Raw genomic sequence first — 20,587 nt, 5'->3', positions numbered from 1 at the left:
GACCAAGCGGCCCGCACCTCCCGCACCCCGGTCACTCCGAACCGGCGCTGTCCTTGCGATAGTCGAGCGGAGGCTTCCGGTCGCCGACCATCGCCTTGTAGACGAAGTCGTCGCCGCGCGCCTTCTGGAATTCCTGCTTCGCCGCGGCCACCAGATCGCGGTCGACCAGCAAGCGTCCGGCCGTCAGCGCCAGCGTTTCCGCCGCTGTCCGGGCGCCCTTCAGGCCGACCGGCGAGCCGGCGGCGGCGGTCGCCTGCCAGCTATGGCCGGGGGTGCCGGGCACATAGGTCATCGTCGAGAGGCCGACCGTCGGCACCGTCCAGCTCACGTCCGACACGTCGGTCGACCCCTGGCTGAGGCCGCCTGTTCCCCGGAAGGTGGCCGTCTCGATCACGGTGGCGTCCAGCACGGCGGGCTTGCCGGCAAAGCCCTGCGCGATCTTCGTCGCGAACGCCTGCTCGCCGTCGGACCAGGGCGTGATCGGCACCGCGTGGAGGCTCTCGTCCATCGCCTTCATCAGGGTTTCGTTGGGCAGCAGCGAATAGACCCCGCCGGTGATCTCATGGTCGGTGGTCGTTCCGGTCGCGATCGCGGCGCCCTCGGCCGCCTTGAGGACCCGCGCCCAGACGTCCTTGACCACCTGGGGATCGCCATGCCGGACATAGAGGTACAGCTCGGCGAAGTCGGGGACGACGTTCGGTGCCTTGCCGCCATTGGTGATGACATAGTGGATGCGGGTGCCGTCCGGCACATGCTCGCGCAGGAATTCGACGGCGGTGGTCATGACCTGGACGCCGTCGAGCGCCGAGCGGCCGCGATCGGGCGCGGCGGCGGCATGGGCGGCGACGCCGTGGAAGCGGAACTTGCCCGAGATATTGGCGAGCGACGACGTCTGGGAAGCGTCGTTCGTGCTGCCGGGATGCCAGTGCAGGGTGACGTCGACATCCTTGAACAGGCCGTCGCGCACCAGGTAGACCTTGCCCGATCCGCCTTCCTCCGCCGGCGCGCCATAGACGCGGATCTCGCCCTTCACGCCCTGCGCGACCATCCAGTTGCGCACCGCGATCGCCGCGGCGGCCGAGGCCGCCCCGAACAGATTATGGCCACAACCATGGCCCGCCCGCTGGCCGGCGATCGGCGTCCGCACCGGATCGGCGGTCTGCGCCAGGCCGGGCAGGGCGTCGAACTCGGCGAGGATCGCGATCACCGGTCCGTCGCCGTTGCGATAGCTCGCGACGAAGGCCGTCGGCATGCCGGCCACGCCGGGCGTGACGGTGAAGCCGGAGGATTTGAGCTGTGCCTGGAGCAGGGCCGAGCTGCGCTGCTCCTGATAGCCGACCTCGGCGAAGTTCCAGATCGCCAGCGCCGCCTTGTCCATCGCGGGCGCCTGCGCCTGGGCCAGCTTCAGGATCTGGGCGGTCTGCTGCGCGTCGAGCGGCGCGGCCGTGGCGGGCGCGACGGCGACGGTGGCGAGCAGCATCGCGGCGATGCGGCGCGAGACGATGGACGGCATTGTTCTTTTTCTCCTCCCTGTGAGGTTCCCGTGGGGGAGGCCGGATGACGCTATCCGACCCTTATGATGCAGCGGAAGCCGATATGGCTGGTGCTCGTGTCGATCGCCTCGGGATGGCGCGCGGCGGGGCGGTAGCGCTGGCAGTAGCTGGGGGCGCAGAGATGCGATCCCCCTTTCAGCACCCGGCGCGGGATGCGGGCGGGGGACTGGGGATCGAAGCTGTCGTGCCGCCGCGCGCCGCGCGGATTGGCGGGGATGCAACAGCTGCCCTTCGCCTTGCGCTCGATCTTCGGCGGGGCATACCAGTCGCTGGTCCATTCCCAGACATTGCCGATCATGTCGTGGAGGCCGTAGCCGTTGGGCGGGAAGCTGCGGATCGGCGAGGTCCGCTCCCAGCCGTCGTCGAGCGTGTTGGCATAGGGGAACAGGCCCTGCCAGTAGTTCGCCATCATCCGCCCGTCCGGCGCCAGTTCGTCGCCCCAGGCATAGTCGGCATCCTCCAGCCCGCCGCGCGCCGCGCACTCCCATTCGGCCTCGGTCGGCAGCGCCTTGCCGGCCCAGCGCGCATAGGCCTCCGCATCGGCGCAGGCGACATGGACGACCGGATGATCGTCGAGCCCGTCGATCGAGCTGTCCGGGCCGCAGGGATGGCGCCAGTCCGCGCCCAGGACGAAGCGCCACCATTGCGACGGATCGCGGGTGTCGACCGGCCGGTCGGTCCGGGTGAACACCGCCGATCCGGCATGGGCCAGTTCGGGCAGCATGCCGGGATAGTCCTTGGGATCGGGGGCGATCTCGGCGCAGGTGACATGGCCGGTCGCGGCGACGAAGCGGGCGAAGTCGGCGTTGGTGACGGGCGCCTCGTCGATGAAGAAGGGATCGACGCGCACCCGGCGCGCCGGCGCTTCCTCCGGATAGAAGCGGTCCGATCCCATGGTGAAGATGCCGCCCGGCACGAACGCCATGCCGGCGGGCGGACGATCGACGGCGGGGGAGCGGGACGGTTCGGACACAGCCATCCTTTGCCAGCGAACAGGGCGACTCACAACCTCGCTGCTCCATCCGTTTCCGGTCTTGCGCCGCGCGCCAAAAGCCGCAAATTGCGCAGGCCTCCGCGATCGGGAGGCCGGGCGGGGGCCGGTGAGGACATGACGGGCGACAAGGCGGCCGACCGGCACGACGCTGCGCAACTCGCCGCCATGCTGATGATCGTCGCCGTCGCGCTGTTCGACGCGTCCAGCCTGCGGGGCCTCTACGGCGACGGATCGAACTTCCTCTATCATCTGCTCAGGACCAGGGACTTCGTCCACGCCAATCCGTCGCGGCTATGCACCGAATGGCTGACGCAATTCCCGGTGGTGCTCGCGCTGCGCGCCGGCGTCGTCGACCTGCCGGCGCTGCTCGTCCTGCATTCGGCGACGCTGGTGCTGATGCCCGTCGCCTTCTGGATGCTGGCGCTCGCGCGTCTCCATCGCGATCCCGCCTTCTGGCTGGTCTTCCTGTTGTTCTGCATCGTCTATTTCAACGTCGGCTTCTTCGCGATCGGGGAATATAATCTCGCTTATGCGCTGGTCGCGCTGGCACTGGCGATCCTGTCGGGGAGGGCGCGGATCGGCCCCGGCTGGGCCCTCGTCGCGCTGCTCGCCGGCCTCGGCCTGCTGGCCGCCTATGAGGCGATGCTCTACCTCGGCCCGCTGCTCGTCCTCGCCGGCGTCGTGCGCCTGCGGAAAGGAAGCGAGCCGCCCGCCGTCCGCGCCATGCTGCTGCTCGCGATCCTGGCCTATGCGGCGGGGACGGGCGTCGCCGTCCATTTCGTGCTCAACCCGGGCCATCCCGAACAGCTCGCCGCGGCGATGGCCTTCTTCGCCGCGATGCATAACCGGCTGCTCGCCTTGTCGGTCGCCTTCGCGATCGGGTGGATCGCCCTGTCGACGCCGGCCGCCTGGATGCGGCGCGGCGGTCTCTTCCTCGCCGTCGCCTGCCTGGCCGGGCTCGTGCTGCCCGGCAACTGGTCGCTGCCGTACCAGCATTATGAGGCGCGGACGCTGGTCGGCCTCGCCCTGTTCGGGCTGGGCGGCCTGCTCGCGCTCCGCTTCGCCGCGATCGCGCGCTGGCCGGCGCTGGTCCGCGTCCATCCCCGGGCGCCGATCGTCGCGCTGCTGTTCTTCGTCGCGCTCGCGGTGTCGAACCTCGCCTATTCGCTCGACCATCGGGCGCATCTCGCGCTGTTCCGGGACGAGGTCCGCGCGCGCTCGGGGCTGGTCGCGGTCGAGGACACGCGGCTGCTCGACGGCCGTCTCGCCCGCTATGGCTGGATATGGACCTATCCGCTGATGAGCCTGCTGCTGCGCGAGAACGCCGATCAGGCGATCATCCTCAATCCCCGCGCCTATCGCGGCTACCAGTCCTTCGACCCCGAGGCCGAGGTGCCCGATCTTCGCGAATATTACCGGGCGGGGCGATAACGGGCCCACCGGGTTGACCCTTCGCCGCCTTGTTGCGTTAGAAGGCGGCATGATGGCGAAGTCCTTTCCTTCCCGCCTGTTGCGGGCCGTCGCGATCACGGCGCTGGCCGGCGCCACGCTCGCGCCCTTGCCGCTGCGCGCCGCCGATCCGGCGCCGTTCGACCTGCCGGGCCCCGGCCTGCGCATCAGCGTCAGTCGCGGCGAGGCCACGCTGCCGATCGACCAGGTGCCGAGTCTCGCCGAGGGCGACCGGCTGACGATCCGCGCCGATTTCCCGGAGGACCAGCGCGCCCGCTTCCTGCTGGTGTCGACCTTCCTCCAGGGCGCGACCAATCCGCCGCCCAAGGACTGGATCCGGACCGCAGAGCCGTGGCGGAAGAAGGAGAAGGACCGCCAGCTCGACCTGGTCGTGCCCAAGGGCGCGCGCCAGCTCGTGCTGTTCCTCGTCCCCGCCTCGGGCGGTGCGAGCGGGGCGATCGCCGACGCGGTGCGCGGGCGGCCGGGCGAGTTCGTCCGCGCCAGCCAGGACCTCAACCAGGCGTCGCTCGACCGGGCACGCCTCGACGGCTTCATGGCGGCGATCCGGGCGCAGGAGAACAGCCACCCCGAATATCTGCGCAGCGTCGCGCCGACGCTGGCGCGCAGCCTGTCGATGAAGCTCAACGAGGAATGCCTCGGCAAGGTGATCGAGCTGCAGGCCGCCTGCCTGCTCGAACATCGCGACACGCTCGTCCTCGCCGACGTCCACACTTCGTCGCTGACCGAGACGCTGTCGGGCGCGCCGGTCGACCTGGCCATGCAGCTCAGCTCGACCCGCGAGGCGGGGATGGGCTATTACAGCCCCTATATCGGCGTCATCCGCGACATCGCCCGCGTCTTCGGGGCGTTCAGCAACCCGCAGCTCGACTATCTGCCGAGCCTCAGCCTGCGCCACGGCGAGGGCGTTTCGCTGCTGCTCAACGCCGCGCCGTCCTTCGACAAGCCGCGCTCGGTGCTCGTCACCGCGATGCCGGCGATCGAGGCGAACAGCCCGCCGCGCCTGCGGGCGGCGGTCGACGGGCCGCTGTGCGGGGCGCGGCCGGGGCTGGTCCTGCCGGTCGACGGCGCCCCCTTGATCTACGCCACCGACTATCTGCACGGCGCGACGCTGCGGCTGACCGCCGGATCGCGGACGATCGAGCTTCCGCTCGTGCCGCGCGCCGATCGCGGCGGCTATGTCGTCGCCGGTGCGATGCCGGCCGACCTGAAGGGCAAGGTCGACGCCCAGATCCTCGGCCGATGGGGCTTCGACCGGTTCGAAGGGCCGCGCTTCGCGCTGCAATTCCCGGCCGAGGGCGAGTGGGCGGCGGCGGGCGGCGTGTCGAGCCTGGTGACGCGACGCGACAACCCGGTCGCGCTGACGGGCCCGGCGCCGGCCTGCGTGACCAGCGTCGCGATGCGCAGCGGATCGGGCCCGCAGCCGCTCGCCGCGAAGCTGAACGGCGACGGCGACGTCGCCGTCACCGTCCCGCTCAAGGACAGCCGGCCGGGTGAGGTGGTGCTGGAGATCCGCCAGCAGGGCGTCGCCGAGCCCGCGACGGTGACGCTGCGCGCCCGCGCCCAGGCGAGCCGGCTCGACGGGCTGGCGATCCATGCCGGCGACCGGTCGGCGCTGCTGTCCGGCCAGCGGCTCGACCAGGTCGCCCGCGTCGAGCTGTCCGGTCTCGCGCTGCTGCCGGCCGGGCTGACGCGCGACGGCGACGTCGATCGCCTCCAGCTCGACGCCGAAGGCACGGGCGAGGGGATCGCGCCCGGATCGCCGACCGCGCGCATCACCCTTCAGGACGGGCGGGTGCTGAGCCTGCCGGTGACGGTGGCGGAGCCCCGGCCGGGCGTCACCCTGATCGAACGCAGCCTCGCCCCCAAGCAGGCACGGCGCGGCCTGGCGCTCGAAACCAAGGCGAAGGCGCTGCTGCCCGACAGCGCGCGGCTGGTCTTCTCGCTGCGCGCCGCCGAGGGCACCCGCCTGTCGCCCGCCGACAGCATCGAGGTCGCGACCGCCGACGGCGAGGCGCACGCGACCCTGACGAGCGGGCCCGACCTGCGCTTCCAGGGGCGCGACGTGCTGGTGGCGACGCTCGATCCGGCTACGCTCGGTCCCTCGGCCTTCGGCCCGCTCCGTTTCCGCCTCCACCATGGCGACGTGACCAGCGGCTGGCAGCCATTGGCCGTGCTCGCCCGGCTCCCCACCATCACCCGCGTCCAGTGCGACAAGGGCGCCGCCCGCTGCCGGATGGAGGGCGAGGGCCTGTTCCTGATCGACAGCATCGCGCCCGCCTCGGGCAGCGCCCAGCCGGTGCGCGTGCCCGAGGGCTTCACCGGCGCGTCGCTCAAGGTCCCCGCGCCGCAGGGCGGCCGCCTCCAGCTCCGCCTGCGCGACGCGCCCGACGAGCCGGTGGTGCTGGTCATAGGGTAGGCACGCTCTTCGCCATGCCGGCTTCCGCCGGCATGACGCCTATTGGCTCGCCGGCGGCAGCATCGCGCTGGAGATGCCCTGGTCGGCCAGCACGAAGCTGCCGTGCAGCGCGCGGGCGGCGTCGGAGGCGAGGAACAGCGCCAGTTCGGCGATGTCGTCGGGCTCCATCATCGCATTGCCATAGGGGCTGATCGAACGCGCCTCGCGGCGGACCATGCCGGCGCGCTGCTCCTCGGTCAGCTCGTCGCCGGTGAAGCCCAGCATCTGGGTGCGGACCGATCCGGGGCCGATCGCGTTGATCCGGATGTTGGTGCGGCGCAGTTCGGGCGCCAGGGTGCGGGTGAAATGGGCGATCGCGGCCTTGCTGGCGGCATAGACCGCCATCTCGTTGACGCCGAGCACCGCCGCCCCCGACGAGATGTTGACGATTGCGCCGCCGCCCGCGCGCTTCATCGCGGGGAGGGCCGCCTGGATCATCGAGATCGCGCCGATCACATTGACGCCGAAGGTCAGGTCGATCTTGCGCGGCTCCATCGTCTCGATCGGCCCGGCGAAGCACACGCCGGCGCTCTGGATCAGGATGTCGATCCGGCCATGGTCGCGCTCGACGCCCTCGACCAGCGCGGCGATCGCGGCGCGGTCCATGATGTCGCAGCTCATCGCGCTCGCCGATCCGCCGTCCGTCCGGATCGCCTCGACCACCGGGGCCATCGCCTCGGCCGCCAGTTCAGAGGTGATCACGACATGCGCGCCCTTCCGCGCGAACAGCCGGGCGATCGCGGCCCCAATGCCGGTGCCGCCGCCGGTGATGATCGCGACCTTGCCGTCAAGCATCCGCATTCTCCTCGATACGCCCCGCCATATTGCCCTCGCGGATCGCCATCAGCAGGTCCCTCGGCGCATTGGCGTCGCCGATCAGATGCAGTTGATACGGCTTGGGCGTCCGCGATCCGCCGCCCAGCGCGCGCCACAGGTCGGCCTGCGCCTGGTTGTAGCCGACGAATATGACGGTGTCGGCGGGAACCTCCCACTCCTCGTCGCCGTCGAGATAGCCGATCGTGCAGCGATCCTGGCCGATCGCGACGATCCGCCCCGACACCACCAGGTCGAACCTGCCCTTGCGCAGGCGACGCAGCGCCGGGCCGGTGCGCAGGATGATGTCCATCGTCGGCGAGAAGCTCGAATGGCGCGCGACATAGGTGACGGCGACGCCCTGCGCGATCAGATGCTCGGCCGCGGCGATCCCCTCATAATGGCCGATATCGTCGAACACGACCGCGCTTTGGCCGTGGCCGCCGGCCGGGCCGAGCAGCAGGTCCCAGGACGACAGCACGTGCGGCTGGTGGAAGCCGGGAATCGGCCGCTCGGGCCGTTGCGCCTGAAGGCCGTCCATGCGCGGCAGCGATCCGGTGGCGATGATCACCACGTCGGGCCGCTCGGCCAGCACCTCGTCGGCCTCGGCATAGGTCGACAGGCGCACGTCGACGCCGAGGCGGAACACCTCCGCTTCCTGCCACAGGGTGATGTCGTGGATCGCCTGGAGCTTCGGCGCATGCCTGGCGATGTTGACCGCGCCGCCGAGGGTCGGCTGCGCCTCCATCAGCACCACCGCATGGCCGTGCAGCCGGGCGATCCGCGCCGCCTCCATGCCGGCCGGGCCGCCGCCGATCACCACCACCTTGCGCGGGGTCGCGGCGGGCGCGATCAGGCTCTCGTCCATCGTCCGCTCGAAGCCGACCGCCGGGTTGACCGTGCAGGTCATCCGCTGGACGGGGGTGCGGATGCCGCCGACGCAGCCCTGGTTGCAGCCGATGCAGGGGCGGACGCCGATCGCGTTGCCGGCCGCCGACTTGGCGACCAGATCGGCGTCGGCGATGAGCGCGCGGACATAGCTGACCATGTCGGCCAGGCCCGCGCGGATCACCTGCTCGCCCTCGTCGAGCGTGCCGAAGCGGCCCGCGATCATCGTCGGCACGGTCGCGCGCTGGACGATCGGCTCGGCCGAGGGGAGCATATAGCCTGACGGCTGGTCCATGCAGCCGAGCATCGACGCGATGCTGTAGGGGCTGCCCATCGACCCGCTGACATAGTCGACCAGCCCGTCGGCGCAGACACGCGCGACGACCTCGCCGGCCTCCTCGGGACTGAAGCCGCCGGGGACATTATAGTCGGAGATGCGGATGCCGAGCGGGAAGTCGTCGCCGACCCGCTTGCGGATCGCGCCGAGGATGCCGTGCATGAAGCGCATCCGGTTCTCCAGGCTGCCGCCATGATCGTCCTCGCGGCGATTGGTCAGCGGACAGAGGAACTGGTGGACCAGATAGCCATGGCCGCAATGCAGCTCGATCCCGTCGAGCCCGCCCTTGCGGACCCGCTCGGCGGCGTCGGCGAAGGCCTCGGTGATCTCCTCGATCTGGTCGAGCGTCATCGGCTGCGGCGTGTTGGTGACGCCGAGCGGGCAGGGCACGTCGGAGGCCGACAGCGGCGCCTGGCCGTTGGCGGGCGCCCAGCGATGGCCGCCGTGCCAGAGCTGGACGAAGGTCCGCATGCCGTGCCGCGAACAGGCCTCCCCCAGTTTCGCGAAACCGGGGATGATCGAATCGTCGAGCGCGTTGACGGTGTGGTTCGAGGTCGAGGCGTGGACCACCGTCGCCTCGAGGATGTTCAGCCCGACCCCGCCCTTCGCGCGCGCCTCATGATAGGCGATCAGGTCGTCGCTGATCGTGCCGCGGCCATAGCTGGTGCCGTGCGCGGCGCGGGCGACGCGGTTCCTGATCTCGAGCCCGTTGATCAGGATCGGGCTCAGGATGCGGTCGAATGACACGAACCTATGATCCTCTCGTCGGCGCCGGCCCGTTGGCCTGACGCCAGGTTATAGCGACCAGATCGCCTTTTTCGCGGTCAATTCCCGTATCTCGTCGGCGGTGAAGCCGGCTTCGGCCAGGATCGTGTCGGCCGGGCGGCTGCCGCGCGGATTGGGCGCGGTCACCAGATCGGGATGCTCCGACAGGCGCGGGGCCGGCGCGGCGGTGAGGATGCCCGCGGCATCGGCCGTGACGGTGCCGCGCGCCGAATTGTGCGGATCGGCCGCCAGCTCGCCGGCGGCCAGCACCGGCGCGCCGCAGGAGTCGACCGCGCCGAACGCCTCGGTCCACGCCGCCTGCGGCTTCGTCAGGAAGGCCGCCGCGATCCGCTCGCGCAACGCCGGCCAGCGCGCCCGGTCCATCTGCGCCTCAGCCGAGGGATCGACGTCGTCGAGGCCGAGGATCGACAGCATCGCCGCGTAGAATTTCTGCTCGATCGCGCCGACCGAGAACCATTTGCCGTCGGCACAGCGATAGACGCCGTAGAAGGGCGCCTTGCCGCCGAGCATCGCATGGTCGGGATCGCCGTCCCACAGCCCCAGCTCCAGCTCGCCGAACATCGGCCCGAGCATGTAGGAGGCGCCGTCGACGATCGCGGCGTCGACCACCTGGCCCCTGCCGGTGCGCTGCCGCTCGACCAGCGCCATCAGCACGCCGATCATCATCGTGTAGGAACCGTTGGCGAGATCGCCGAGCAGCCCCGGCGGGGCGGTCGGCTTGTCCTCGCCGATCACCGCGAGCGCGCCCGATATGGCGAGGTAGTTGATGTCGTGGCCGGCCCGCTTCGCATAGGGGCCGGTCTGCCCCCAGCCGGTCAGGCGGGCGTAGATCAGCCCCGGATTGTCGGCCATCAGCACCTCGGGGCCGAGGCCGAGCCGCTCCATCACGCCGGGACGGAAGCCCTCGACGAAGATGTCGGCGCTCCTGGCCAGCCGCCGCGCGACCGCCTGGCCCTCGGGCGAGCGCAGGTCGACGCCGATCGCATCCTTGCCGCGCGCCATCGCGGCGGCGGGATCGAAGGGCAGCGGATCGGGACGGCGGACGCTCAGCACCTCGGCGCCGAAGTCCGCCAGCATCATCGTCGCGAAGGGCGCCGGGCCGAGGCCGCTCAGGTCGAGCACGCGCAGGCCGGCGAGCGGCCCCCGGCGGCCCTGTCCGTCGACCGCCATGCTCAGCCGTTCGCCGCGATCGCGGGGCGCGCCGCCGCGGCGTTCAGTTGGGGAACCACATCGCTGCCCAGTCGCTCGACCATCTCGCAATATTCTTCGCGCCCGACGCCGCCCATGTCCATCTTGATCAGGTTGACGTCGGCGCCGACGAGCCGGCTCAGCTCGATCAGGCGGTCGGCGAACTTGTCGGGCCCGCCGACGATCGCCGGTCCCTTGGTCGACAGCAGCTCATAGTCGAACGGCGCGCTGACATAGGGCGGCGGGTTCGGGTTGACGCTCCTGATCACGCCCAGGTTGAAGGCGTGATAGGCCCGGTAGCGCGGCTCGTAGCGTTCGCGGGCGATCGCGTCGGTCTTGTCGACCCAGCCGTGCCAGCAGGCGCCGACCTTCGGTTCGTGCGTGTGCCCGGCCTTGTCGAACGCCTCGCGATAGATGTCGGCGATCGGGATGAACTTGTCGGGGCGCCCGAACGCGCTCGGCAACATCAGGTTGAGGCCGAGCCGGCCCGCCAGCTTGGCGGTGTCGGGCGAGCTGCCGCCGCCGATCCAGAAGGGCGGCCGCTCGCGCTGGACCGGGGTCGGTTCGAGCCGCTGGCCGGTGACCGGCGGGCGGAAGCGCCCCTCCCAATGGACCGGTTCGCCCGGCCATAGCGTGCAGGCCAGCTCCATCGCCTCGGCGAAGCGCTCGGCCGATTCCGCCGACGACTGGCCGAACAGGTCGAAGGTCTTCTCGAAGAAATTGCCGCGCCCGGTGACCAGCTCCAGCCGGCCGCCGGAGATCACGTCGACCGTCGCATAATCCTCCGCCATCCGGAACGGGTCGAGGTTCGCGGCGAGGGCGACCGCGGTGCCGAGGCGGAGTCGCTTGGTCCGCTGGGCGATCGCGGCGAGGACCACGGCGGGCGACGAGAAGGTGTAGCTGATGCCGTGGTGCTCGCCGATATAATAGCCCTGGATGCCGGAACGATCCGCGATCTCGGCAGCGTCCAGGGTCATGGCATAGCGCTCGGACGCGTCGAAGCGACGCCCCGTGATGGGATCGTCCATAATGTCGCCCAGCGACATAAGCGCGATTTGCATAACTCCCTCCCAATGCGTGTTGCCCACTTTCTTACAGTGTATGGTACAAACCGCAATAGGTTTTCTTTCTCCGATAAAATAGCGAGATTTTTAGCGGTTTCAGCGATGGGAATCGGTCGAGAATCGCTGTTTTCGACAAAGCTGTTGCGGCATGTTTCTACCGATGTTAGATTATTTTTGTGAGGATGATCGCGACGGATTCCGCGATCGGGCAGCGAGAGGAAATATCGGGATGGGCGTTCACCATTTTGCGATTGCCACCAAGAATTTCGAGATGGCGCACCACTTCTACACCCAGGTGATGCAGTTCCCGCTCGTGGCCGGCGTGAAGCGCCAGGCGCCGGGCGGCGGCTGGACCAAGCATATGTTCTACGACATCGGCGACGGCGAGACGATGGCGCTGTGGGACCTGCGCGGCATCGAGGGCGTCCAGCTCGATCCCGATTCGTGGCGCAGCCCGATCTCGACCGGCCTCGGCCTGCCGCGCTGGATCAATCACTTCGCCTTCAACTGCAAGGGCGGCGAGGAGGAGCTCCAGCAGCGCAAGCGGAACTGGCTCGACAACGGCTATCATGTGTCGATGACCGACCATGAGTTCATCCGGTCGATCTACACCTTCGATCCCGACGGCAACCTGATCGAGTGGACCTACGACACCCGCCCGATCAACGAGGAGGATACCCGCTACGCGCATGAGATCCTGCTCGACGATTCCCCTGCGACCGAGGGCGACTATGAGGGGCCGTTCGTCCGCTCGACCGTCGAGAAGTACAAGCCCGCGCCCAAGCCGCTGCCCGAACCGGTGAAGTGAGCGTCGCGCAAAGGCGACGGAACGGACGAGGCGGGGAGGGATGACGGATGGCTGAGGCAAGGGGAGCGGCCGCGCGGGGCGCGGCGCACGGACGCAACGCGCGCGCGCCGGAGCTGATCGAGCTCTATCGGCGGATGGTGACGATCCGCGAGGCGGAGAAGAGCTGCGGCGCGCTGTTCGCGTCCGGCGAGATACCCGGCTTCATCCATCTGAGCGACGGACAGGAAGGCGTCAGCGTCGGCGTGATGGCGTCGTTGCGCGCCGACGACACCATCGCCTCGACCCATCGCGGCCATGGCCATGCGCTCGCCAAGGGCCTCGGCCTCGACGGTTTCTTCCGCGAGCTGATGGGCAAGGCCGACGGCGCCTGCAAGGGACGCGGCGGCAGCATGCACGTCGCCGACCTGTCGGTGGGGATGCTCGGCGCCAACGGCATCGTCGGCGGCGGCGTCGCGATCGCGCTGGGCAGCGGCCTCGCCCAGAAGCTGCGCGGCGGCGACGGCCTCGCCATCTGCTTCTTCGGCGACGGCGCGCTGGCCGAGGGCATCGTCCACGAAAGCCTCAACATCGCCCAGCTCAAGCAGATCCCGATCCTGTTCGTCTGCGAGAATAACGGCTGGTCGGAGTTCAGCCCGACCTCGACCCAGGTGACCTTCACGCTGGAGAAGCTCGCCGCCGCCTATGGCATCCCCTATGTCGGCGCCGACGGATCGGACGTCGAGACGGTGGCGGAGCTGGCCGCCGACGTCGTCGATCGCGTCCGCCGCGATCGCGGGCCGGCGGTGCTGGAGTTCGCGACCACCCGCATCCGCGGCCATTATGAGGGCGACGCGCAGCGCTACCGCCAGGACAAGGCGCCGCCGGTCGACCCGCTGCTGGTGGCGCGCGCCCGGCTCGACGAGCGCGGCGTCCCCGCCGCCGAGGTCGAGGCGATCGAGGCGGATATCCGCGCCGAGGTCCAGCGCGCGGTCGAGGCCGCGCGGCTCAGCCCCGATCCGACGCTCGAGTCCGCCGCCGAGGAGGTCTATGCGCCGGTGGAGGCGACGGCATGAGCGAGGCGCGCTTCGCCCATGCGATCAACCGCGCGCTCGACGATGCGCTCGCGGCCGATCCCTCGGTGCTGCTGCTCGGCGAGGACATCGCCAATGCCGGCGGCACCTTCGCGGTCACGCGCGGCCTGCTCGACAAGCATGGGCCCGACCGGGTGATCGACATGCCGATCGCCGAGAATGCGATCGCCGGCATGGCGGTCGGCCTCGCGCTCGGCGGCTTCCGGCCGGTCGTCGAGATCATGTTCATGGACTTCATGACCCTGACCATGGACGCGCTGGTCAACCAGGCGGCCAAGCTCCACTTCATGTTCGGCGGGCAGAGCGCGGTGCCGATGGTGGTGCGCACCCAGCATGGCGGAGGGCTCAACGCCGGGCCGCAGCATTCGCAATGCCTGGAGGCGTGGTTCGCGCATATCCCGGGCCTGAAGGTCGTCGTGCCCGCGACGCTCGACGACGCTTATGCGCTGCTGCGCAGCGCGATCGACGATCCCAACCCGGTCCTGTTCGTCGAGAACAAGGCGCTCTACCCGATGAAGGGCGCGCTGTCCGACGCGCCGCCCGCCGCCCCGATCGGCAAGGCGCGGATCGCGCGGGCCGGCAGCGACGTGACGATCGTCAGCTATGGCGCGATGGTCCATCAGGCGATGGCCGCCGCCGAGCAACTGGCGGGCGAGGGCGTCTCGGCCGAGGTGATCGACCTGCGCACCGTCCAGCCCTGGGACGAGGCGGCGGTGCTGGCGTCGCTGGCGAAGACCCACCGGCTGGTGATCGCCCATGAGGCGGTCGAGGCGTTCGGCGTCGGCGCCGAGATCGCGGCGCGGATGGCGCAGATCGGCTTCGACGAGCTGGACGGGCCGATCATGCGGGTCGGGGCGCCGTTCATGCCCGTGCCGTTCGGGCGCGGGCTGGAGGTCGATTACATGCCCTCGGCGGCGCGGATCGTCGAAGCGGTGCGGGCGACCGATGTCTGACCGCGCGAGCAGCGGCGCCGGCGCGCCGATCGTCATGCCCAAGCTCGGCCTGACCATGGCCGAGGGGCTGATCGCCGAATGGAAGGTCGCGCCCGGCGAGGCGGTCAGCGCCGGCCAGGTCCTGTTCGTCGTCGAGACCGACAAGATCAGCAACGAGATCGAGGCCCCCGCCGACGGCACCATCCTCAGCCTGCTGGCCGAGGAAGGCGCGACGGTCGCGGTCGGCGCGCCGGTCGCGACCTGGACCGGGCCGGGGCAGGGGACCGGCGGGGCCGAGCAGCCTCCCGCGCCCCTATCCGAACCCGTCGTCGCGCCTCCGGCCGCCGCACCGGCGCGGGGCGAGCGCCGGCTGTCCACGCCCTTTGCCCGGCGGCTGGCGCAGCAGGCGGGGATCGACCTTGCCGATGTCGGCGGCAGCGGCGCGCGCGGGCGGATCAAGGCGCGCGACGTGCAGGCGGCGATAGATCGACGGACGACGGCTCCCGCCGTTTCCGCTCCCGCGCCGCGCGGGCGCGACCTGCGCGCGCTGATCGCCGCGCGGGTGACGCGCAGCAAGGCGGAGATCCCGCATTTCTACCTGTCGGCCGATGCGCGCTTCGACGCGCTGGCGGCATTGCGCCGCGAGGTCAACGCCGATCCGTCGAGCCCAGGCAAGCTGAGCGTCACCGCCTTCCTCGGCGCCGCGGTCGGACGCGCGCTGGCGCTTCATCCCGAGGCCAATGGCGTGTGGCGCGGCGATCGCGTCGAGCCGCTCGACGCCATCGCGATCGGCATCGCGGTCGAGGCGCCGGGCGGGGTGATGGCGCCGGTCGTGCCGCTCGGCGGCGGCATCCATGATTTCGCGAGCGCGCTCGACGCGGCGATCGAGCGCGCCCGGCAGGGGCGGCTCGGGGCCGCCGACGTCGGCGCGGCGGCGATCGGCATCTCCAATGTCGGCATGTTCGCCGTCCGCTCGCTCACCCCGATCATCGACCCGGACCAGAGCTTCATGCTCGGCGTCGGCGCGCCGCGCGCCGCCTTCCGCGCCGACGAGAATGGCGCGCCGGTCGCGGTGCGGGAGGTGACGCTCACCCTCGCCTGCGACCATCGCGCGATCGACGGGGCGGCGGCGGCGCGTTTCCTGGCGACGATCGTCGAACTGATCGAGCATCCGGTGCGGCTGCTCCTTCCCATCCGGTCATGAGGGGCGGCCATGCGTGATTGCGATGTCCTGGTGGTCGGCGGCGGCGGCGCGGGCATGGCGGCGGCGATCGAGGCGGCCGATGCGGGCGCGTCGGTGGTGGTGCTCGAGGCGGGGCCGCGCCCCGGCGGCTCGACCGCGCTGTCGGGCGGCGTCTTCTACGCGGCGGGCACCAGCATCCAGCGGGCCGCCGGCGTCGAGGACGATGTCGAGCGCATGTACCGCTATTATATGACGATCAACCGCTGGAACCTCGAACCCTGGCTGATCCGCCGCTTCTGCGAACAGTCGGCGCCGACGCTCGAATGGCTGATCGGGCTGGGCGTCGACATCCCGGTCGAGGGGCTCTACGTCTCGGGCGTCGACGATGCCCCGCGCGGGCATCACAGCCATGGTTCGGGGATCGCGCTGTTCGAGCATCTGCTCGGCGCCGCTTCGGCGCGCGGCGTGGCGATCCATCCCAATGTCCGGGTCGAGGGCCTGCTGGTCGAGGACGGCCGGATCGCCGGCATCACCGCGCAAGGGGCGGAGATGCGCGCCGGCGCGGTGGTGCTCGCGACCGGCGGCTATGGCGCGAACCGCGCGATGCTGGCCGAGCTCAACCCCGAGATCGCGGCGCAGGACGAGCGCTGGTCCTTCTATTTCGGATCGCAGACCAGCCGCGGCGACGGCATCCGCATGGCGCGCGAGGCCGGCGCGGCGGTGGTCGGCAAGGGGCGGCTGCTGGTCAACGCATCGCCGGGCTTCTCGCGCGACGTGGCCGATTTCCACCCGCCCTGGCTGGTGTTCGTCAACCGCGACGGGCAGCGCTTCATGGACGAGACCTGGCCCTATTGCATCGCCGGCCACCGCATCGAGGAACAGCCCGGCCGGCTCTGCTTCGCGATCTTCGACGAGCCGACCCGCGCCGCCTCGCCCTCGAGCCATCCCTTCGCCGACAAGCTCGGTGTCGGCGACTTCGCCTATTCGGGCGAGAGGCTGGCAGAGGAGGCGGCCAAGGGCCGGGTGCTGACCGCCGACACGCTCGAGGAGCTGGCGGCGAAGGCGGGGATCGACCCGGTCGGGCTCGCCGGATCGGTCGCGGCCTATAATGCGGACGTCCGCTCGGGGTGCGACCGGCAATATTTCAAGGCGGGGGCGCTGACGACGATCGAGACCCCGCCCTTCTACGCCGCCGAGGTCCATGCCGCGAGCTTCGGCGCGACCTCCGCGGGCGTGCGGATCGATCCCGACGCGCGCGTGCTGGGCCTCGACGCGCACCCGATCGCCGGCCTCTACGCGGCGGGCGAGACGGCGGGCGGGGTGCTCGGCGAGCGCTATGTCGGCGGCGGCAACTATATCAGCAACGCGCTGATCTTCGGCCGGATCGCGGGGCAAGGCGCGGCGGCGTTCGCGGTCCAGCGCATCTGAAACCCCCCGTCATGCCTGCGGAGGCAGGCATCCATGTCTGTACTCTCCTCAGATGCCATCTGGCTGATGAGAGACATGGGCCCCAGCCTTCGCTGGGGCGACGATTGTGATAGGCAAGCCCTTGAAACCAGCATGACGGTTTCGGGCGACCGTTCACCCCACGTAGCGCACGACATTCCCCAGGCTCTCGCGCGTCGTGCGGAAGCCGTTGGCCGGGTGCGCGGGGTCGGCAAAGCCGAAGGAGATCGCGCAGACGATCTTGCGGTGCGCCGGGATGGCGAACCAGTCGCGGACGAAGTCGGCGACGCCGGCCAGCGCCGCCTGGGCGATGGTGGCGAGGCCGAGGCTCTGCGCGGCGAGCAGGACATGGGCGACATAGCCGCCGCAGTCGATCGCGCCATAGGTGCCGAGGTCCTCCTCGGTGGTGACGATCATCACGTGCGGCGCGCCGAACAGGCGGAAATTCTCCAGCATCTGGCGGCCCGATCCCTCCCGGTCGCCATAGGCGACGCCGACCGCCTCGTAGAGCGCCCAGCCGGTGGCGCGCTGCCGGTCCTTGTAGATGCCGACATAGCGGGCGGGGAAGGGGAAGTCGGGCCGCTCGGGGCGGTTGGCCTGGTCGGCCCAGTTCTGGCTGGCGGCGAAGGCGTAGAGCTGCTCGCGGAAGCGGTCGGTCGCCTCGCCCTCGGTGACGATGACCTCCCAGGGCTGCGAGTTGCACCAGGAGGCCGACCCCTGCGCGATCGCCAGCATCCTGTCGATCGTCGCGCGCGGCACCGGCGTCGGCAGGAAACCCCGGCAGCTATGCCGCTCCGCGACCAGCCGCGCGAGCGCGCGGGCGTCGTCGGGAAGGTCGTCGTCTATCGCCAGTGCGGGCATCGGCATCTCCCTCGCTTATCGGTGGGCAGATATATCTAACGACGGATGATTTTCAATGGCCGGCAAAACCATCCGATCGGTCCACCATGGCCTTATGGACAGAGTCGCGGAAAATAGCCAGTCTTGCCAAAATGTATAGACATTGGAGATTGGACGGGACCGGCGACGAGGATGGTTTACATATCCAATCACTGAGTGGTAAGCCTGCGCAAAAGCGAAAGGGCGAGGCTGCTTGACTACCGTCACCAACGAACTCCACGAGCAGGCGCGGCAGGACCGGATCGCCATGCTGCGCCGGCTGATCGACCGCATGGGCCGGATCGCGCCCGCCGAGGGCGACGGCGACCGCTTCCTGATCGAGCCGGCGATCGGCGCCTTCGACCGGGTCTATGGCGGCCAGAGCCTCGCCGAGGCGCTGATCGCGGCGGCGCGCACGGTCGACCAGGGGCGGCGGCTCAACTCCGCGCATTGCTATTTCCTGCGGCTCGGCGATCCGCGCAAGCCGGTCGTCTATGTCGTCGACCGGCTGCGCGACACGCGCTCCTTCTCGGTCCGCCAGGTCCGCGCCGAGCAGGACGGGCAGGCGATCATCACCGCCACCTTCTCCTTCGCGGCGTCGTTCGGCGGGATCGAGCATCAGGGGCCGGCGGCCGCCGCGCCGCCGCCCGAGGAGGTGCTGCCGCGCGACGTGGCGCTGCTGGCGCGCAACGGCGGCGAGCTGCCGAAGAATGCGGGGGTGCCCTGGCCGATCGACCTGCGCCATGTCGACCAGCCGCCGTGGGATCAGCGGATCGGCGACGGCCGCCACCGCGTCTGGATGCGCGCCGACGAGGAGCTGCCCGACGATCCGTTGCTCCACGCCTGCCTGCTGCTCTACGCCAGCGACCTGACCATGGCCGACGCGGTCACCAACCAGCACCCGATCGTCTGGGAGGACCTGATCGCCGCGCGCGGCCTGTTCGGCGCGTCGCTCGACCACGCCTTCTGGCTGCACGTGCCGGCGCGGATCGACCAATGGCTGCTCCACGTCCAGGAATCGACCCGCGCCGCCGACGGGCGGGGCTTCACCACCGGCCGCTTCTACGATCGGTCGGGCGTGCTGGTCGCGTCGGTGGCGCAGGAGATCTTCATCAAGGACATGAGCGGAGGAACGGCATGAAGCCCTGGGCGAAGGATTGGGTGGCCTATCACGGCGCGCTCCGGCCGGAGGCGCCCGCGGTCACCTGCGTCGAGCGGGGCGTCACCCTGCGCTGGGGCGAACTCGACGAGCGGGTCGGGCGGCTCGCCTATCAGCTCCGCCACCATTTCGGCCTGCAGCCGGGCGACCGCGTCGCGCTGATCGCCGAGAACGACACCCGCATCTTCGAGGCGCAGTTCGCCTGCATGCGCGCCGGGCTGATCTGGGTGCCGCTGAGCTGGCGGCTGGCGGTCGGCGAATTGGTGACGCTGGTGCGCGACGCCGGCCCCGCGATGCTGATCCAGGACGACATCTGGCGCGAGGTGGGCGACGCCGTCGCCGACGCGACCGGGATCGAGCGGCGGCTCCTCTGGTCGGACGACCTTGCCCGCAGCGACTATGACCGGCTGATCGCCGACGCCCCCGCCGCGATGCCGGGCGGCGTCCATGACGAGGACCAGCTCACCCATATCCTCTACACCTCGGGCACCACCGGCCTGCCCAAGGGGGCGCTGTGCAGCTGGGGCACGCTCAAGCACCATGCGATCAACGCCGCGCAGACCTCGCGCGCGGCGGAGCGCGGCAACCATCATCTCAACATCGTGCCGCTGTTCCACGCGGGCGGGCTCAACACCTTCTCCAACCCGACGCTCTACTGGGGCGGGCACGTCACGACCACGCGGCGCTTCGACCCCGCCGTCGCGCTGCGGCTGCTGACCGATCCGGCGGTGGGGATCACCCATCTGTGCGGCGTGTTGCAGATGTACGAGCTGATCACCGCGCTGCCGGCCTTCGCCGAGGCGCGCTTCCCGACGCTGCGCAACGGCCTGTTCGGCGGCTGGGGCCCCAAGACGGTGTGGGTCCACCAGACCTGGCAGGATCGCGGCTTCTTCCTCCAGCTCTCCTATGGATCGACCGAGCAGGGGCCGCTGGTGACGGTGCTCGACGACGGCCGCGACCTGGCGCTCGCCAATTGCTCGGGCTTCGTCGTGCCGGGGACCGAGCTGCGCCTCGTCGACGGTGACGGCGAGGACGTGGCGCAGGGCGAGGTCGGCGAGATCTGGACGCGCGGCCCCGCGATCACGCCCGGCTACTGGAATCGGCCGCGCGGCGACTATTTCGAGGGCGACTGGTTCCGCACCGGCGATTGCGGCCGGTTCGACGAGGCGGGCCGCCTCTATGTCGTCGACCGGCTGCGCGAGGTCTATCGCTCGGGCGGGGAGAATATCTATCCGGCCGAGGTCGAACTGGCGCTGGCCGATGCGCCGGGGGTGAAGGAGGTTGCGATCATCGCCGTGCCGGACGAGCGCTGGGGCGAGGTCGGCCTGGCGATCGTCGAGCCGATGCCGGGGGCCGAGGTGAGCCTGGACTCGCTGCTGGCCCATGCCGACGGCCGGCTGGCGCGGTTCAAGCTGCCCCGCCATTTCGCGACGATCGCCGAGATGCCGCGCAGCGCGACGCTCAAGATCGACCGGGCGCTGCTCAAGAAGACCTACGGCGCCGCGCCGGCGGTCTGATTTCTCTTCCGTCACCCCAGCGAAGGCTGGGGTCCATGTCTCTCG

At 70.5% G+C, this 20,587-nt stretch carries 16 protein-coding genes; 9 read left to right on the top strand and 7 right to left on the bottom strand.

Annotation, left to right across the window (positions count from 1 at the left end; genetic code table 11):
- Window positions 1–31 precede the first annotated feature (31 nt).
- Both HRJ34_RS07890 and HRJ34_RS07885 read right to left on the bottom strand, forming a co-directional pair.
- On the bottom strand, window positions 32–1,513 hold the full coding sequence (locus tag HRJ34_RS07890; protein ID WP_011951893.1) for an amidohydrolase: 1,482 nt from the start codon (window positions 1,511–1,513) through the stop codon (window positions 32–34).
- 50 nt (window positions 1,514–1,563) lie between these two features.
- Window positions 1,564–2,478, bottom strand: coding sequence for a formylglycine-generating enzyme family protein (locus HRJ34_RS07885; protein ID WP_208634336.1), 915 nt, complete (start codon window positions 2,476–2,478; stop codon window positions 1,564–1,566).
- Between the two features lie 183 nt (window positions 2,479–2,661).
- Here HRJ34_RS07885 and HRJ34_RS07880 point away from each other — a divergent pair, with 183 nt between their 5' ends.
- On the top strand, window positions 2,662–3,978 hold the full coding sequence (locus HRJ34_RS07880; RefSeq protein ID WP_208633789.1) for a hypothetical protein: 1,317 nt from the start codon (window positions 2,662–2,664) through the stop codon (window positions 3,976–3,978).
- Between the two features lie 49 nt (window positions 3,979–4,027).
- Window positions 4,028–6,433, top strand: coding sequence for a hypothetical protein (locus HRJ34_RS07875; RefSeq protein WP_208633788.1), 2,406 nt, complete (start codon window positions 4,028–4,030; stop codon window positions 6,431–6,433).
- Between the two features lie 39 nt (window positions 6,434–6,472).
- Here HRJ34_RS07875 and HRJ34_RS07870 read toward each other — a convergent pair whose 3' ends face one another.
- Genes HRJ34_RS07870 through HRJ34_RS07855 form a run of 4 tightly spaced genes read right to left on the bottom strand, consistent with a single transcriptional unit; the run spans window position 6,473 to window position 11,545 of the window.
- A complete protein-coding gene (locus tag HRJ34_RS07870; protein ID WP_226949104.1) occupies window positions 6,473–7,267 on the bottom strand; it encodes an SDR family NAD(P)-dependent oxidoreductase in 795 nt (264 codons plus the stop codon).
- On the bottom strand, window positions 7,260–9,257 hold the full coding sequence (locus HRJ34_RS07865) for an oxidoreductase (RefSeq protein WP_208633786.1): 1,998 nt from the start codon (window positions 9,255–9,257) through the stop codon (window positions 7,260–7,262). Before HRJ34_RS07865 ends, HRJ34_RS07870 begins: the two co-directional genes overlap by 8 nt.
- A 48-nt stretch (window positions 9,258–9,305) precedes the next feature.
- Complete coding sequence (locus tag HRJ34_RS07860; protein WP_208633785.1) at window positions 9,306–10,466, bottom strand: CaiB/BaiF CoA transferase family protein; 1,161 nt, start codon at window positions 10,464–10,466, stop codon at window positions 9,306–9,308.
- A 2-nt stretch (window positions 10,467–10,468) separates the two neighbouring features.
- Window positions 10,469–11,545 carry an LLM class flavin-dependent oxidoreductase gene (locus tag HRJ34_RS07855; protein WP_011951886.1) on the bottom strand — a complete coding sequence of 359 codons (1,077 nt, stop codon included), beginning with the start codon at window positions 11,543–11,545 and terminating at the stop codon, window positions 10,469–10,471.
- 232 nt (window positions 11,546–11,777) lie between these two features.
- On the opposite strand from HRJ34_RS07855, the gene HRJ34_RS07850 reads away from it, so the two are divergent.
- Genes HRJ34_RS07850 through HRJ34_RS07830 form a run of 5 tightly spaced genes read left to right on the top strand, consistent with a single transcriptional unit; the run spans window position 11,778 to window position 16,969 of the window.
- Complete coding sequence (locus tag HRJ34_RS07850) at window positions 11,778–12,356, top strand: VOC family protein (RefSeq protein WP_016746250.1); 579 nt, start codon at window positions 11,778–11,780, stop codon at window positions 12,354–12,356.
- A gap of 47 nt (window positions 12,357–12,403) precedes the next feature.
- Window positions 12,404–13,408 (top strand): thiamine pyrophosphate-dependent dehydrogenase E1 component subunit alpha, encoded by a 1,005-nt coding sequence (locus HRJ34_RS07845; RefSeq protein ID WP_208633784.1) that lies wholly within the window; start codon window positions 12,404–12,406, stop codon window positions 13,406–13,408.
- Window positions 13,405–14,379 (top strand): alpha-ketoacid dehydrogenase subunit beta, encoded by a 975-nt coding sequence (locus tag HRJ34_RS07840; protein ID WP_011951883.1) that lies wholly within the window; start codon window positions 13,405–13,407, stop codon window positions 14,377–14,379. The genes HRJ34_RS07845 and HRJ34_RS07840 overlap by 4 nt, the downstream gene beginning before the upstream one ends.
- A complete protein-coding gene (locus tag HRJ34_RS07835) occupies window positions 14,372–15,562 on the top strand; it encodes a dihydrolipoamide acetyltransferase family protein (RefSeq protein WP_208633783.1) in 1,191 nt (396 codons plus the stop codon). The genes HRJ34_RS07840 and HRJ34_RS07835 overlap by 8 nt, the downstream gene beginning before the upstream one ends.
- 9 nt (window positions 15,563–15,571) lie before the next feature.
- Window positions 15,572–16,969 carry an FAD-dependent oxidoreductase gene (locus tag HRJ34_RS07830; protein ID WP_208633782.1) on the top strand — a complete coding sequence of 466 codons (1,398 nt, stop codon included), beginning with the start codon at window positions 15,572–15,574 and terminating at the stop codon, window positions 16,967–16,969.
- 153 nt (window positions 16,970–17,122) lie between these two features.
- On the opposite strand, the gene HRJ34_RS07825 is transcribed toward HRJ34_RS07830, so the two are convergent.
- Window positions 17,123–17,848: a nitroreductase gene (locus HRJ34_RS07825; RefSeq protein ID WP_011951880.1), complete on the bottom strand. Its 726-nt coding sequence runs from the start codon at window positions 17,846–17,848 to the stop codon at window positions 17,123–17,125.
- A gap of 232 nt (window positions 17,849–18,080) precedes the next feature.
- Between HRJ34_RS07825 and HRJ34_RS07820 the strand changes: the two genes are divergently transcribed.
- Both HRJ34_RS07820 and HRJ34_RS07815 read left to right on the top strand, forming a co-directional pair.
- Complete coding sequence (locus HRJ34_RS07820) at window positions 18,081–19,007, top strand: acyl-CoA thioesterase (RefSeq protein WP_226949103.1); 927 nt, start codon at window positions 18,081–18,083, stop codon at window positions 19,005–19,007.
- The gene (locus tag HRJ34_RS07815) at window positions 19,004–20,542 is read left to right on the top strand and encodes a class I adenylate-forming enzyme family protein (RefSeq protein ID WP_208633781.1); all 1,539 of its coding nucleotides are present in this window, start codon (window positions 19,004–19,006) and stop codon (window positions 20,540–20,542) included. The genes HRJ34_RS07820 and HRJ34_RS07815 overlap by 4 nt, the downstream gene beginning before the upstream one ends.
- The last annotated feature ends 45 nt before the right edge of the window (window positions 20,543–20,587 follow it).

Origin of the sequence: Rhizorhabdus wittichii (assembly GCF_017607425.1) — a bacterium.
In the GTDB taxonomy this organism is placed as follows: Bacteria; Pseudomonadota; Alphaproteobacteria; order Sphingomonadales; family Sphingomonadaceae; genus Rhizorhabdus; species Rhizorhabdus wittichii.
Note: the sequence above shows the minus strand (reverse complement) of the source record. Positions and strands in the feature narration are given on the sequence as shown.

Excerpts from the sequence above, each read along its gene's own strand:
- HRJ34_RS07835 (WP_208633783.1), top strand. The coding sequence starts at position 14,372 with ATGTCTGACCGCGCGAGCAGCGGCGCCGGCGCGCCGATCGTCATGCCC.
- HRJ34_RS07825 (WP_011951880.1), bottom strand. The coding sequence starts at position 17,848 with ATGCCCGCACTGGCGATAGACGACGACCTTCCCGACGACGCCCGCGCG.
- HRJ34_RS07880 (WP_208633789.1), top strand. The coding sequence starts at position 2,662 with ATGACGGGCGACAAGGCGGCCGACCGGCACGACGCTGCGCAACTCGCC.
- HRJ34_RS07830 (WP_208633782.1), top strand. The coding sequence starts at position 15,572 with ATGCGTGATTGCGATGTCCTGGTGGTCGGCGGCGGCGGCGCGGGCATG.
- HRJ34_RS07845 (WP_208633784.1), top strand. The coding sequence starts at position 12,404 with ATGGCTGAGGCAAGGGGAGCGGCCGCGCGGGGCGCGGCGCACGGACGC.
- HRJ34_RS07860 (WP_208633785.1), bottom strand. The coding sequence starts at position 10,466 with ATGGCGGTCGACGGACAGGGCCGCCGGGGGCCGCTCGCCGGCCTGCGC.
- HRJ34_RS07890 (WP_011951893.1), bottom strand. The coding sequence starts at position 1,513 with ATGCCGTCCATCGTCTCGCGCCGCATCGCCGCGATGCTGCTCGCCACC.
- HRJ34_RS07840 (WP_011951883.1), top strand. The coding sequence starts at position 13,405 with ATGAGCGAGGCGCGCTTCGCCCATGCGATCAACCGCGCGCTCGACGAT.
- HRJ34_RS07875 (WP_208633788.1), top strand. The coding sequence starts at position 4,028 with ATGATGGCGAAGTCCTTTCCTTCCCGCCTGTTGCGGGCCGTCGCGATC.
- HRJ34_RS07885 (WP_208634336.1), bottom strand. The coding sequence starts at position 2,478 with ATGGCGTTCGTGCCGGGCGGCATCTTCACCATGGGATCGGACCGCTTC.
- HRJ34_RS07850 (WP_016746250.1), top strand. The coding sequence starts at position 11,778 with ATGGGCGTTCACCATTTTGCGATTGCCACCAAGAATTTCGAGATGGCG.
- HRJ34_RS07870 (WP_226949104.1), bottom strand. The coding sequence starts at position 7,267 with ATGCTTGACGGCAAGGTCGCGATCATCACCGGCGGCGGCACCGGCATT.
- HRJ34_RS07815 (WP_208633781.1), top strand. The coding sequence starts at position 19,004 with ATGAAGCCCTGGGCGAAGGATTGGGTGGCCTATCACGGCGCGCTCCGG.
- HRJ34_RS07855 (WP_011951886.1), bottom strand. The coding sequence starts at position 11,545 with ATGCAAATCGCGCTTATGTCGCTGGGCGACATTATGGACGATCCCATC.